We start from the raw sequence: 13,111 nt of genomic DNA, 5'->3' as shown, positions 1-13,111 counted from the left end.
GGCACAGAACCGATCAGATCATCGATCTTTTTCCGGGCGCTCGGTGACCCAGTCCAGGGCGCCGCGCAGATGGGCCCGGAACGCCTCGTCCCCGTACGCCTCGGCGGTGTGGCCGAGCGAGGTGTAGAAGGAGCGGCCACCGGTGTTCTCGTGGCACCACACCAGAGGGTGGTCGGTGCCCATCCGGCCGCCGGTGTAGGTGGATTCGTCGGCGGACGCCAGGACGCGGACCCGGCCGCGCGGGCTGGCGGTGAAGTGGTACCACTCGTCCGTGAAGGTCCAGCGCGCCGGCAGATGAGCTGTGGCGGGGTGGTCGTGGTCCTCCACCTGGACCACGCCCGGCTGGAGTGCGGGGTGACCGTCGAAGCGGGCGCCGACCAGTTCGCCGTACCACGGCCAGTCGTACTCGGTGCCCGAGGCGGAGTGCACACCGAGGAAGCCGCCGCCCGCCTCCTGGTGGGCGCGCAGGGCGTCCCGGGCCGGCGGGGTGAGGACGGCACCGGTGGTGGACAGGAAGACGGCCGCGGCGGCGCCGGGCAGCGCGGCGGCGAGCCTGTCCGGGTCCTCGGTTGCCACGACGGTGCGGCCTCGCTCGGCGCCCAGCGCGCGCAGGGCGTCGACGCCCTCGGGGATGGAATCGTGGCGGAATCCGGCGGTGCGGGTGAACACGACGAGAGGCTCGGAGGTCATGGATCCCTATGCTAGAAGGCGCTTCGCCGCACGGGCGGCGCGGGCGCCGGGGGGGCGCTTTCGCCGGCTGGGGGGTGTGCGCCATACCTCCGCGCTTCAGATCCGCCGGATCGTGGGAAATCAGATAACAACCCGCCCAAGTGTCTTCCGTTGACCGCCTTCAGGGCCCCATGATCTTGGGCATTCCCGAGTGAGGAGTACGGATGCCCCGTGATCAGGTTGCCCTCGTCTTCAGCAAGCAGGCCATCGCCTGCGCCCGGTTGGGCTCCCCGCTGTACGGGGCTCTGCTGGAACGGGTGGCCCGGGACATCCGGGAGGGCGGCCCGTGCGCGGACGTGCTCGACGGGTACGGCGACCTCGGCGAGACCGACGCGCTGCCGCTGCGGCTGATGGGCGCGGTGCACGCCCTGGTGCTCACCGGGCGGGCGCCGGAGCTGGCCGAGCACTATCCCAGCGCGGGCGGGGTCTTCGATCCCGGGCGCCCGGACGCCGGCTGGTCCGCCTTCCTGGCGACCGTGGCGGCGGAGCCCGGCTGGGTGCGCGAGTGGCTCGGACGGCCACCGCAGACCAACGAGGTGGGAAGGGCGGTCCTGCTGCTGGCCGGGCTGCTGTACGCCGTTCCCACCGCCGCGCTGCCGATCCGGCTGTTCGAGCTGGGCTCCAGCGCGGGACTGAATCTGCGGGCCGAGCAGTTCCGCTACCAGGCCCCGGACTTCTCCTGGGGCAACCCCGACTCGGCCGTGAAACTGGACCCGGTGTGGAAGGGCGAGGCGCCCGGCTGGCTGACCGAGGGGGTGCGGCGGCATCAGGCGCTGCGCATCGTGGAGCGCAGAGGCTGCGACCTGACCCCGATCGATCCGCTGTCCCCGGACGGGGCACTCGCCCTGCGCGCCTACGTGTGGCCGGACCAGGCGGCACGGGTGCGCCGGCTGGACGGGGCCCTGCGGATCGCCGCCAAGGTACCCGCCACGGTGGGCGCGGCGGGCGCCGCGGAGTTCCTGTCCGGCGTGCGGCTGGAGCCAGGCACCATGACCGTGGTGTGGCACTCGGTGATGCGCCAGTACGTGCCGGACGCCGAATGGGCCCTGGTGGAGCGGGAACTGGAACGGCTGGCCGCGGCGTCCACGGCGGACGCGGGGTTCGTGCATCTGTCGTTCGAGCCGCGCACGGTGGGTGAGCTGCAGCGGTTCGCGCTCTCGGCGCGGCTGGGCCGGGCGCCTGAAGAATTCCTGGCGTTCGCCGCGCCCCACGGTCTGCCCGCGTGGTCCCCGGGTCAGGACTGACGCACGATGGGCCCATGGGACATCTGATGACTGCGGACGAGTGGCGGACCTTCCTCAGCGCGGGAACCAGGACCGGGAAGCTGTCGACGGTGAGCGAGGACGGCGGCCCGCACGTGGCGCCGGTGTGGTTCCTGGTGGACGGCGACGACATCGTCTTCAACACCGGCAAGGGCACCGTCAAGGGCCGCAACCTGGCCCGGGAGGGCCGGGCGGCGCTGTGCGTCGACGACGAGCGCCCCCCGTTCAGCTTCGCCGTGGTGCGCGGACGCGTGAGCCTCAGCGAGGAACCGGGGCAGCTGCGGGAATGGGCCACCCGGATCGCGGAGCGGTACATGGGGGCCGACCGGGCGAAGGAGTACGGCGAGCGCAACGGCGTACCGGGGGAACTGCTGGTGCGGCTGCGGGTGGAGCATGTGTCCGCCGTCGCCGATCTGGCGGAGTAGGCGGCGTACGCGCCGGCGTGTTCACACCTCGCGCCAGGTGCGGCGGTCACGGGCCACCCCGTGGATGGCGCTGACCCGCTCCGGGGTGAGGACGGCCCCGTACCGGGTGAGCCGGTCGAGGTCACCCTCCCGCAGGATCCGCACGTCGGAGGGCACCGTGCCGTACCCGATCCGCCCGGCCGCCACGCAGATCAGCACCGGGACCACCGGTACCGGGAAGCCGCAGCCCCGGGTCAGGGCGTGCGCGGCACGGGCCGCGCCGCGTCGGCAGTGCCGCAGGTGGGGCTCGGTCCGCCGGGCTCCGATCCGCACCAGGTCCTCGTCCGGGTCCCCGATGCGCAGCGGGCGGCCGCGGTGGCCCACGGTGTGGCAGCCGAAGACCCCGGCCGGGCCGATCGCCAGGTGGGGCAGGATGGCGGCGCCGGGCAGCGGGATGGAGTGCAGCACCTGCCAGCCGGCGCCGGTGAGCCGGTCGAGGGCGGCCCCGGCCGACTGTTCCCCGGCGAGCCGCTGCCGCAGCGCCACGGCCGCACCGTCCCGGCCGAGCAGGGCGCGGGCCAGCCGGCGGGCGGGGTGCGCGGGACGGCGGTCGAGGAGCCCGTACAGCGTCTCGCCCGGCCGGTTGGGGGCCAGATCGTCGTCGGGATGCAGCCACAGCGGGCCGCTGTCGCGGCGCCGGGCCGGGTTCGGTTCCTGACCGGGCTCCATCCGTCACCCCCTCGGGTCCATGACACCATCGTCACGGCCCGGCGGCGAACAGGCATCCCGCCGGGGACGGGTACCAGCGAAGGAGAGTGCGGGATCGTGGCGGGGCTGATCGACACCGTGGCATGGGTGCATCTGGACCAGGGGCGGATTCTGGGGGTGCGTTCGCGCGGCAAGCGGCTGTTCTACATCCCCGGCGGCAAGCGGGACGGCGCGGAGAGCGACCACGAGACCCTGCTGCGGGAGGTGCGCGAGGAGCTGACGGTGACACTGGTGCCCGAGACGGTGGCCCATGTGGGGACGTACGAGGCGCAGGCGGACGGCTATCCGGCCGGGACGATGGTGCGGATGGCCTGTTACACGGCGGACTTCCACGGGACGCTGAGCGCCAGCAGCGAGATCGAGGAGATGGCCTGGCTCTCGCTGGCGGAGAAGGAGCGCACGGCGCCGGTGGATCACGCGGTCTTCGAGGATCTCGCGGCGGCCGGACGGCTGCGCTGAGCTTTACCATGGCGGTTCGTGGAGGAGGGTGAGCGGGTGGTGGAAGCGGTGCACAGCGACGGGCGGGTGGAGCGCGGGAACGCCACGCGCCGCCTGGTGCTGCGCAGGACCATGGAGGTCGCCTCCGTGGAGGGCCTGGGAGGGCTTTCGATCGGGCGGATCGCCGGCGAGCTGGGGCTGAGCAAGAGCGGGGTGTTCGCGCTCTTCGGCTCCAAGGAGGAGCTGCAGCTGGCGACGGTGCGGGCGGCGAGGTCGGTCTTCGTGAAGTCCATCGTGCAGCCGGTGCTGGAGATGCCCGAGGGTGTGGAGCGGGTGCTGCGGCTGTGCGACGGCTATCTGGAGTACTCGCGGGGCCGGGTGTTCCCCGGTGGGTGTTTCTTCCTCGCCGTGGCCACCGAGTTCGCGGCGCGGGAGGGCGCGGTGCGCGACGCGGTGGCCCTGGCCCGTCAGGAGTGGGACCAGCTGATCACGGACGCGCTGACGGCGGCACGGGCCGCCGGTGAGCTGCGGGCGGACACCGACGCGGCGCAGCTGGCGTTCGAGCTGGTGGCGGTGCTGGACATGGCGAACACGACATCCGCGCTGCTCGGGGACGAGACGGGGTACGAACGGGCGGCGGCCGCCGTCCGCGGGCGGCTGCGGGCGGCGGCCGTGACCGGGGCCGGGGTCTAACGGACCGGGTCGGTCGCCGAGACGAAGTCCACTACGCCCTCGATGACCTGGGGGTCGGCGAGGATCCGCCGGTGGCCCAGGCCCCGCGTGATGAGCAGGTCGGCCTGGCTGCCGTAGGTGTCGGCGATGCGGCGGGCGTGGGCGACCGGGATCACGTCGTCGTCCTCGTCGTGGACGAGGAGGATCGGCAGGGTGAGCCGGGCTGGCTGGTAGGTGGCCGAGAAGCGCTCCCAGACGTTGGGTACGCCGGCGAAGATGTCCTCCTCGACGTGGGTGCGCAGCACGTCCTTGGCCCGCCCGGTGAGGCCCGCCCCGGCGCAGAAGGAATCGACGAGGTAGGTGAAGTCGGGTATGGGGGCGAGGGTGATCAGCCGGGTGGCGGTGACCTCTTCGCGGAGTGCCCAGAAGGCGGCGAGCCCGCCGAGGGAGTGGCCGACAACCGCCTCGTAGTGGCCGTCGTCCGGTGCGAGGCGGCGGGCCATGTCGCCGTACTGCACGATCGTGGTCTCGCCGTCCGAGGACTCGCCGTGTCCCGGGGCGTCGAAGCCGACGGGGCTGTACCCGCGCTCGGTCAGCGCCCGGATGAGCGGCACGAAACGCGAGGTGCGGAACATCCAGCCGTGCAGGAAGAGGACCGGACGCTCCCCGTTGCCCCAGCGGAAGACGACCACGTCCCGGCCCGCGACGCTGACGGTTTCGCGGCGTGCGGCTCGCATCAGCGCTTCTTCGTCCGGGCGTGGCCGGGCGCAGGTGTGTGGCCGGCGGAAGGAGGGCAGGGCGGCGCTCACGGCCACGGAGGGGGCTATCCGGGAGGTGAGGCGCAGGGCGGTACGGGTCAGGTCGGCGGTCAGAGCCATGCTGAATCCCCTCGTGGGACGGTCGATTGTGAGATATTAGCACGACCGTTCGCACAGTTTTCTGGCGCGGCGACACCGCCGCAGCCCGGCCTCCCCGGGCCGGGCCCGCACCCGTCAGGAGGTCAGATCGAGCACCTCCCGGTCCCCGACGGCGGCCCCGTCGCGGCGCACCAGCTCGGCGTAGTGGCCCTGGAGAGCCAGAAGCTGGGCATGGGTGCCGCGCTCGGCGATCCGGCCGCCGTCCAGCACGACGATCTCGTCGGCATCGCGAATGGTGGACAGCCGGTGGGCGATGGTGATGGTGGTCCGGCCGGCCGACAGGGCGTCGATGGCCCGCTGGACCTCGCGTTCCGTTTTGGTGTCCAGCGCACTGGTGGCCTCGTCGAGCACCAGCACCGGGGGGTCGCGCAGGATGGTCCTGGCCAGAGCCAGACGCTGCTTCTCACCGCCGGAGAACCGGTAGCCGCGCTCGCCGACCACGGTGTCGTAGCCCTGCGGAAGGGCCGCGATGTGGTCATGGATGCGGGCCGTGCGGGCGGCGGTCTCGAGTTCCGCGTCGGTGGCGTCCGGCTTGGCGAAGCGCAGATTGTCGGCCACCGAGGCGTGGAAGAGGTAGGTCTCCTGGGAGACCACTCCGATCGCGCGGGCCAGTGAGGCGAAGTCCAGCTCCCGGACATCGATGCCGTCCAGCCGCACCGCGCCCGAGGTGACGTCGTACAGGCGGGGCAGCAGATAGCTCAGCGTGCTCTTGCCGGACCCGGTGGCACCGACGACCGCGAGCGAGGCGCCGGCCGGGATCGTCAGGTCGATACCGCTGAGCGTGGGCGGAGCGGTGGGCTCGTACCCGAAGGACACCCCCTCCAGCCGGATCTCGCCCTTGGCGTGCCGCAGCTCCAGCGCGCCGGGGCGCTCGGTGATGTCCACGGGGAGATCGAGGTACTCGAAAATCCGTTGGAAGAGGGCGAGCGAGGCCTGGATGTCGACGCCGGTGGACAGCAGGGAGACGGCCGGGCGCAGCAGCCCTTGCTGGAGGCTGACGAAGGCCACCAGGGTGCCGATGGAGGGCGGGGTGCCGCCGAGTTGCAGCAGCACGCCGGCCGACCAGTAGAGCAGGGCGGGGATCGCGGCCATGATCATGCCGATGGTGGCCATCCGCCAGCGGCCGGCCATCGAGGCGCGGATCTCCAGGTCGGCCAGCCGGGTCGACTCCTCGGAGAAGTTGCGGGTCAGACCGGCGGAACGGCCCATGGTGCGGCCCAGCAGGATGCCGCTGACCGACAGGGACTCGGTGACCATCGCGGCCATGGTGGCCATCTGTTTCTGCCGCTGCGCGGTGATGCGTTTGCGCTCGCGGCCGACCCGGCGGGCGAGCCAGACGAAGAAGGGCAGCAGGGCCAGGGAGAGCAGGGTCAGGCGCCAGTCGAGGGCGAGCATGGCCACGAGGGTGGCGACGACAGCGGTGACGTTGGAGACCAGGGAGGTCGCGGTGGAGGTGACGGTGGCCTGCATGCCGCCGATGTCGTTGGCGATGCGGGACTGCACCTCGCCGGTACGGGTCCGGGTGAAGAAGGCCAGCGGCATCTGCTGGAGCTTGGCGTAGACCTGGGTGCGCAGATCGTGCATGACGTGCTGGCCCACGGTGGTGGAGATGAGCGTCTGGAGCACGCCGAAGACGCTGCTCATCACGGCGGTGACGATCATGCCCAGGGCGAGCAGGGCGAGCAGGGTGGTGCGCTGCTGGGGCAGCGCGGTGTCGATGATCTCGCGGAGCAGGAACGGGGAGGCGACGGCGACCAGGGAGGAGGCGCCGACGAGCAGGGCGACGACGGCCAGGCGCGCCCGGTAGGGACGGAAGAGAGTGAGGATGCGGCGGATCTGAGCGGGTGACTGCGGGGCGGCCGGATCGCCGACCGGATCGCCGGTTCGCAGTACGGTGTCGTGCGGCATGTGCTCCTTCGGAGGGTGTCATGGGGGGACAGCCCTCCAGCCTACGGCGCGGTGGCACCGCCGGGCGGGGTGGCGCCCGGCGGATGCCTCCGGTTCAGCCGACGCGCACGGCGTGCGGGGTGATCCGTACCAGACGCCGTGGGCCCTCCGTCCACTCCACGGTGATCTCGTGGACGGTCCCCTGACCGTCGGGATCGGTGGGGGTGGTCACCCGTACCCCGGCCTGTGCGGACAGCGGTGGGGGCGCGTCGTCGCCGGTCAGCCGGGCGAGGGCGATGAAGAGCCGGTCCTCGGGCGCCGTACCGGTGTCTCCGGTGAGGACGGGGAGCCGGGCCTCCGGGGTGAAGGCGGTGGGGAGTGCGGACAGCGGGGGTTCGAGGGTGTAACCATGCACCGGGTGCAGTTCGGAGCGCAGCCCTTCCCCCGCTGCCCAGCCGGTGTGGCGGACCGCCACCCCTGGCGCACTGTCGATCATCAGATGAATACGGGCCTCGGTGGCGCCGTGGGCCAGCACCACGGAGATCACCCGGCACCCGCCCGCCTCGTGGGCCGAGGCCGCCCAGCCCTCACCCGCGCCCAGCGGCTCGATCGAGGTACGGGGGGCGGGTTCGCCGCCGACGAGCGGGCCGAAGTGGTTGTCGGCGGACGGTCCGGTGCCGCCCTGCGTGGGGCCGGTCACCGTGGAGTAGCCGAGCCGGGTGTAGTACGGGTCGTACCGGGCGTCCTCGCTGCCGTGATTGTGCAGCCGCACCACCCCGTCCGAGACGGTGGACTGCAGCAGCCAGCCCGGCACCGGCAGCGGGGTGACGGCGTCGGCCCGCTCGGCAGGGCCCGGCTCCTCGGTCTCCGTCCACACCGGGTGGCCGGGGGGCAGCAGCAGTCCGGCGAACGCCTTGCTCGCCCAGTACGGCGAGGCGGGCCCGGAGTAGCGCTGGAGCACTCCCCGGTAGGGACCGTGCCAGCCCAGCGACAACAGTCCCTGAGGGCTCACCGCGCCCCGGTCCAGGAAGTAGCGCAGCGCGCCGGAGGCCAGCCGGCGGGTCGCACCGGGTGCCAGCGGGGTGTGGCCGGTGAGTGCACCCAGCCACAGCGGGGAGGTGGTGGCCATCCGGTAGGTGAGGGAGCGGCCCTGGTGCACGGGGGCCCCGTCGCCGCCGAACAGCCGTGCGTAGTCGGCGAGGTGGGCGGCGAGCCGGCCGCCGTACCGGGCGAGGAGGGCAGGGTCGCCCGACTGCCAGGCGTGCAGCACCGGGTAGAGGTGCATGGCCCAGCCGTTGTAGTAGTCGAAGTGCCGCAGCGGGCCGTCGCTGTACCAGCCGTCGCCCCGGTACCAGGGCTCGATGCGGTCCAGGCCGCGGGCGACGGCGGCCTCGGCGGCCGCCGTCTCGATGCCGGCCTCGGCGAGGAAACCGCCCACGGTGACCGGGAACAGCTCCCAGTTGCACTCCCATGCCTCGGCGGTGAGCGCGTCCGACAGCCAGCGGGCGGCCCGTTCGCGCACGCCGGCGGGCAGTTCGTCCCACAGCCGGCGCCGGGTCAGGCGCAGTGCGAACGCGATGGAGGCGGCCTCCACCAGCGGCTGGCTGCGGTCGGTGATCAGCGGCCAGTCCTCGGGGCCGTCCCCGCCGGGCGCGCGGGTGCCGGCGGCCAGGCCGGCGGCGTACCGCTCCAGGAAGCCGTGCGGGTCCTCACCACCCGCCCCGGCGACCCGGAAGGCCGCCAGCAGGAAGGTCCGCGCGTACCCCTCCAGTCCGTCCGAGCGCGCCCCGGAGCCGCTGGGCGGGCCGCCGGGCAGGTGGTAGAGCGCCCCGCTCCCGGTGGCGTACGGGGCGACCGCGTGCAGCAGGCCGTCGGCGACCGTCTCCCAGTGGGCACGGGTCCAGCCGGTGTACGGGCTCAGCGCCCGGTCCTCGTCCGGAAGGATGAAGGGGTGGTTGGCCATGCGTGTGCCGCCTGATCGCTCGGGGGCCGGTCCGCCCGGCACCCTATGCCAGGACAGCAAACGCTTTCCAGACCCCGGCCGGGACACTGGCCGGAAAGCGGCGGACATGCTAGTCAGAGCCCATGCCTGCCCACTCCTCGTATGACGCCGTGATCGTCGGCGGTGGCCACAACGGTCTGGTCGCCGCCGCCTACCTCGCCCGCGCCGGGCGGCGCGTACTGCTGCTGGAGCGCCTGGCGCACACCGGGGGCGCGGCGGTCTCCGCCACCGCCTTCCCGGGTGTGGCCGCCCGGCTGTCGCGGTACGCCTACCTGGTGAGCCTGTTGCCGGACCACATCGTGCGGGACCTGGGGCTTCGGCTGACCCCGGCCAAGCGTGAGTTCTCCTCGTACACGCCGGTGGTCCGCCAGGGGCGCGCCACCGGGCTGCTGGTCGGGGGCGGCACCGGGCGCACCCGAGAGGCGTTCGCCCGGCTGACCGGCTCGGACCGGGAGTTCGAGGCCTGGCAGGACTTCTACGCGATGACCCGGCGCCTGGCCGCGCGGGTCTTCCCCTCCCTCACCGAACCGCTGCCCACCCGCGCCGAACTGCGGGACCGGGTGGGCGACGAGGCGGCCTGGGAGGCGGTGTTCGAGCGGCCGCTGGGCGAGACCATCGAGGAGCGGTTCGCGGACGACCTGGTGCGCGGGATCGTGCTCACGGACGGTCTGATCGGCACCTTCACCTCGGCCCACGACCCGTCGCTGCGGCAGAACCGCTGCTTCCTGTACCACGTGATCGGTGGCTCCACCGGCGACTGGGACGTGCCGGTCGGCGGTATGGGCGCGGTCACCGACGCGCTGGCGGCGTCGGCGCGGCGGGCCGGGGCGGAGCTGGTCACCGGGCACGAGGTCACCGGCCTCTCACCGGACGGCGGTCCCGGCGGGCGCGCGGAGGTGCGCTTCACCGACGAGGAGGGGCGCGACGGCGCGGTGGGCGCGGAGCGGGTGCTGGTCAACGCGTCTCCGCAGGTACTGGCACGGCTGCTCGGGGAGGCCGCCGGGCAGCCCTCCGAGCCCGTGGAGGGCGCGCAGCTGAAGGTGAACATGCTGCTGCGCCGGCTGCCCCGGCTGCGGGACACCTCGGTCGACCCGCGGGACGCCTTCGCCGGGACGTTCCACGTGGCGGAGGGGTACGCCCAGTTGGAGACGGCCTATCGGGAGGCGGTGGCCGGGACGGGGCCGGCGGCACCGCCGAGTGAGCTGTACTGCCACTCGCTGTCCGATCCCTCGATCCTCTCCCCCGAGCTGGCCGGCGCCGGGTACCAGACCCTGACCCTGTTCGGACTGCACACCCCGGCGCGGCTGTTCGCGGGGGGCGGGCAGAGCGAGGCGGAGGTACGGGACCGGCTGCTGGCGGCGGCACTGGCGCAGTTGGACGAGCAGCTGGCGGAGCCGATCGCGGACTGTCTGGCGGTGGACGGGGAGGGCCGGCCCTGTCTGGAGGTGAAGACGCCGCTGGACCTGGAGCGCGACCTGTGGCTTCCGGGCGGCAACATCTTCCACGGGGACCTGGACTTCCCCTTCCGGGAGGAGGAGGACGGTGCGCGGGGGCCGGCGGACCGGTGGGGGGTGGGGACCGGGCACGAACGCGTCCTGGTGTGCGGTTCCGGCGCCGCCAGGGGCGGCGGGGTGAGCGGGATCCCGGGCCACAACGCGGCGATGGCGGCGCTCGGCCGGTAGGCGGGGAGCGCGTGGCGGGTGGGAAGCGGCGCCCGGCCGGCCCCGGTACGGCGCGGGTCGTGCGGAGCCTCGTCGCCGCCGGGGGCGGCCTGCCGCCCGCCGTCGTCGTGGCGGGCGGCAGGCCGGTTGCGGGATGCCGGGCGGTGTGACCGTGTCCGCGGCCGTGTCGCGACCCCGGACACCCACCCCTCAGGCCGGGTTGATGGGCAGGGTGCGGCCCTCCCTGACGTACAGCGGGATGCGCTCCAGCGGGGCCGCCGCCCGCACCGTGTCCCCGCCCTCGTGCACCGTGCCGTCGTGGGCGTCCCGCCAGCGGGTGCCGGCCGGCAGGTAAACGATCCGTGCCCGGACGCCCGGCTCGGCCACGGGTGCCACCAGCAGATCGGGGCCCAGCAGGAACTGGTCCTCCACCTCCCAGGCGGCCGGGTCCTCGGGGAAGTCGTAGAACAGCGGGCGCATCGGCGGGGTGCCGGTGCGGTGGGCGATGTCCATCTGTTCCTGGACGTAGGGGCGCAGCCGCTCGCGCAGCAGCATCTGGTCGCGGATCAGGGGGTAGACCGGGCCGTAGGACCACGGTTCGTTGGGCCCGCCGGTCATCGTCACGCCGAAGGGCTGGTTCGGGTCGCGGTCCCCGTGCAGCCGGAACAGCGGGCAGTGCACCCCGTACTGGAACCAGCGCACCATCAGTTCCTGATAGTCGGGGTCGGCGGGGTCCCCGCCGTGGAATCCGCCGATGTCGGTGGTCCACCAGGGGATGCCGCTGAGGGCGACGTTCAGTCCGGCGCGGATCTGGACGCGCAGCGAGTCGAAGGTGGCGGGGATGTCACCGGACCACAGGGCGGCCCCGTACCGCTGACTTCCGGCCCAGGCCGAGCGGTTGAGGGTGATGATCTCCTCCTCACCCTCGGCGGTGAGTCCTTCGTGGAAGGCCCGGGCGTGTTCGCGCGGGTAGAGGTTTCCGGTCTGCCGGCCGCCGCCGATGGCGTACTCGGCGCGTTCCTGCAGGGGCGGGGCGATGTCGGGTTCGCAGGCGTCCAGCCAGAAGACGCTGATGCCGTGCCGGTGATAGCCCTCGCGCACCGCGTCCCACAGCAGCCGGCGGGCGGCGGGGTCGGTGGGGTCGAAGTAATGGGTGGGGGCGAAGCCGCCCGGTGCGGGCCAGTTCTGGGTGAGCAGTCCGCCGTGCCGGTCGCCGACCAGGCCGCGGGTGGCGTGCAGCGCGTCGTGGTGGGCGCCCTCGGGGTGCACGGTGGGCCAGATGGAGACCATCAGCCGGACTCCGAGGGACTCCAGTTCGGCGACCATGGCGGCCGGGTCGGGCCAGTCGACGGGGTCGAAGCTCCAGTCCCCCATCTGGCGCCAGTGGAAGAAGTCGCTGACGATGACCGACAGCGGCAGCTCACGGCGGGCGAACTCGCGTGCCACCTCCAGCAGTTCCTCCTGGGTGCGGTAGCGCAGCCGGGACTGCCAGAAGCCGGTGGCCCAGTGCGGCAGCGGGGGCGGGTGGCCGGTGGCGGCGGCGTAGGAGGCCATCAGGTCGGCGGGGGTGTCGCCCGCGGTGACCCAGTAGTCGATCTGCTCGCTGCGCTCGGCCACCCAGCGGGTGGCGTCGTGGGCGAGCTCGACGCGGCCGAGGGCGGGGTTGTTCCACAGCAGCCCGTAGCCGCGGGAGGAGATCAGCAGCGGGATGCTGACCTCGGCGTTGCGCTGGGCGAGTTCGATGACCAGGCCCTTCTGGTCGAGCCGGCCGTGCAGATGCTGGCCGAGCCCGTAGAGCCGTTCGTCCGGGTGGGCGGCGAAGCGCTGTTCGAGGCGGTAGCCGCCGTCGCCGTGCGGGGTGTGGGTACGGGGCGGCGGCCAGCCCTTGTACGGTTCGGCGTCGGCCAGCAGTTCCTCGCCGGTGGCGGTGCGGGTGAAACGGAGCCGGCCCCGGGCGTCGAGGTGGGCGGTGATCCGGCCGTTGACGAGCCGGCCGCCGCCCGCGTCGGCCGGCTCGGTGTACGCGGTCCCGCTGTCGGAGGGCGGGGTGTCGAGGGCGCCGGGGGTGGCGGCGCGTATGCCGGCGGCGCCGGCGCGAACCCGCACGGCGTCGTTCCCCCAGGGCTCGACCCGGAGCACCTCCCCCGGTGAGAGCCGCTCCAGATGCCGTGGGTGGACGGTGACGGTGGTGCTCATACGTGCTGTCCTCCGGTGTGTGGGCCCTTCTGTGGATCATGGTGGCCCCGGAGGGAGGGGCGGGAAACCGCGTCGGCGGCGCCGAAACTTTCGGGTTCCGGCGCGTCCGACACCGATCCGCAGGTCCGCGCCGCGGTACGTCCGGTGGGAGCCGTCGCACTCGATGTCGCCCGGG

Annotated in this window: 11 protein-coding genes; 5 read left to right on the top strand and 6 right to left on the bottom strand. The window is 73.4% G+C overall.

Features of this window, described 5'->3' with window-relative positions; genetic code table 11:
- Positions 1-18 precede the first annotated feature (18 nt).
- A complete protein-coding gene (locus H7827_RS28280) occupies positions 19-690 on the bottom strand; it encodes a ThuA domain-containing protein (RefSeq protein WP_432747847.1) in 672 nt (223 codons plus the stop codon).
- Positions 691-893: 203 nt separating this feature from the next.
- Here H7827_RS28280 and H7827_RS28275 point away from each other — a divergent pair, with 203 nt between their 5' ends.
- Both H7827_RS28275 and H7827_RS28270 read left to right on the top strand, forming a co-directional pair.
- Positions 894-1,973 carry a DUF2332 domain-containing protein gene (locus H7827_RS28275; protein WP_386539685.1) on the top strand — a complete coding sequence of 360 codons (1,080 nt, stop codon included), beginning with the start codon at positions 894-896 and terminating at the stop codon, positions 1,971-1,973.
- Positions 1,974-1,987: 14 nt separating this feature from the next.
- The gene (locus H7827_RS28270; RefSeq protein ID WP_046722618.1) at positions 1,988-2,416 is read left to right on the top strand and encodes a PPOX class F420-dependent oxidoreductase; all 429 of its coding nucleotides are present in this window, start codon (positions 1,988-1,990) and stop codon (positions 2,414-2,416) included.
- A gap of 21 nt (positions 2,417-2,437) precedes the next feature.
- Here the strand turns inward: H7827_RS28270 and H7827_RS28265 are convergent, their stop codons facing one another.
- Positions 2,438-3,124 carry an NERD domain-containing protein gene (locus H7827_RS28265; RefSeq protein ID WP_432747846.1) on the bottom strand — a complete coding sequence of 229 codons (687 nt, stop codon included), beginning with the start codon at positions 3,122-3,124 and terminating at the stop codon, positions 2,438-2,440.
- A 96-nt stretch (positions 3,125-3,220) separates the two neighbouring features.
- Between H7827_RS28265 and H7827_RS28260 the strand changes: the two genes are divergently transcribed.
- Together H7827_RS28260 and H7827_RS28255 are read left to right on the top strand one after the other, a co-directional pair.
- Complete coding sequence (locus tag H7827_RS28260) at positions 3,221-3,622, top strand: NUDIX hydrolase (protein ID WP_432747845.1); 402 nt, start codon at positions 3,221-3,223, stop codon at positions 3,620-3,622.
- Between the two features lie 39 nt (positions 3,623-3,661).
- Entirely contained in the window at positions 3,662-4,294 is a 633-nt protein-coding gene (locus tag H7827_RS28255) for a TetR/AcrR family transcriptional regulator (RefSeq protein ID WP_432748074.1), read from the top strand.
- On the opposite strand, the gene H7827_RS28250 is transcribed toward H7827_RS28255, so the two are convergent.
- The 3 genes from H7827_RS28250 to H7827_RS28240 form a co-directional block, all read right to left on the bottom strand.
- Entirely contained in the window at positions 4,291-5,151 is an 861-nt protein-coding gene (locus H7827_RS28250) for an alpha/beta hydrolase (protein ID WP_432747844.1), read from the bottom strand. The genes H7827_RS28255 and H7827_RS28250 overlap by 4 nt on opposite strands.
- A 114-nt stretch (positions 5,152-5,265) precedes the next feature.
- Entirely contained in the window at positions 5,266-7,098 is a 1,833-nt protein-coding gene (locus H7827_RS28245) for an ABC transporter ATP-binding protein (protein ID WP_432747843.1), read from the bottom strand.
- A 94-nt stretch (positions 7,099-7,192) separates the two neighbouring features.
- Entirely contained in the window at positions 7,193-9,040 is a 1,848-nt protein-coding gene (locus H7827_RS28240) for a DUF2264 domain-containing protein (RefSeq protein ID WP_432747842.1), read from the bottom strand.
- A gap of 122 nt (positions 9,041-9,162) precedes the next feature.
- On the opposite strand from H7827_RS28240, the gene H7827_RS28235 reads away from it, so the two are divergent.
- A complete protein-coding gene (locus tag H7827_RS28235) occupies positions 9,163-10,761 on the top strand; it encodes a phytoene desaturase family protein (protein WP_432747841.1) in 1,599 nt (532 codons plus the stop codon).
- A 189-nt stretch (positions 10,762-10,950) separates the two neighbouring features.
- On the opposite strand, the gene H7827_RS28230 is transcribed toward H7827_RS28235, so the two are convergent.
- Positions 10,951-12,936 (bottom strand): glycoside hydrolase family 31 protein, encoded by a 1,986-nt coding sequence (locus H7827_RS28230; protein WP_432747840.1) that lies wholly within the window; start codon positions 12,934-12,936, stop codon positions 10,951-10,953.
- Positions 12,937-13,111 lie beyond the last annotated feature (175 nt).

The organism is Streptomyces sp. JH002, from assembly GCF_050916115.1.
In the GTDB taxonomy this organism is placed as follows: Bacteria; Actinomycetota; Actinomycetes; order Streptomycetales; family Streptomycetaceae; genus Streptomyces; species Streptomyces xiamenensis.
Note: the sequence above shows the minus strand (reverse complement) of the source record. Positions and strands in the feature narration are given on the sequence as shown.

Coding starts and splice junctions, on each gene's coding strand:
- H7827_RS28270 (WP_046722618.1), top strand. CDS start 1,988: ATGGGACATCTGATGACTGCGGACGAGTGGCGGACCTTCCTCAGCGCG.
- H7827_RS28245 (WP_432747843.1), bottom strand. CDS start 7,098: ATGCCGCACGACACCGTACTGCGAACCGGCGATCCGGTCGGCGATCCG.
- H7827_RS28280 (WP_432747847.1), bottom strand. CDS start 690: ATGACCTCCGAGCCTCTCGTCGTGTTCACCCGCACCGCCGGATTCCGC.
- H7827_RS28250 (WP_432747844.1), bottom strand. CDS start 5,151: ATGGCTCTGACCGCCGACCTGACCCGTACCGCCCTGCGCCTCACCTCC.
- H7827_RS28240 (WP_432747842.1), bottom strand. CDS start 9,040: ATGGCCAACCACCCCTTCATCCTTCCGGACGAGGACCGGGCGCTGAGC.
- H7827_RS28230 (WP_432747840.1), bottom strand. CDS start 12,936: ATGAGCACCACCGTCACCGTCCACCCACGGCATCTGGAGCGGCTCTCA.
- H7827_RS28275 (WP_386539685.1), top strand. CDS start 894: ATGCCCCGTGATCAGGTTGCCCTCGTCTTCAGCAAGCAGGCCATCGCC.
- H7827_RS28265 (WP_432747846.1), bottom strand. CDS start 3,124: ATGGAGCCCGGTCAGGAACCGAACCCGGCCCGGCGCCGCGACAGCGGC.
- H7827_RS28235 (WP_432747841.1), top strand. CDS start 9,163: ATGCCTGCCCACTCCTCGTATGACGCCGTGATCGTCGGCGGTGGCCAC.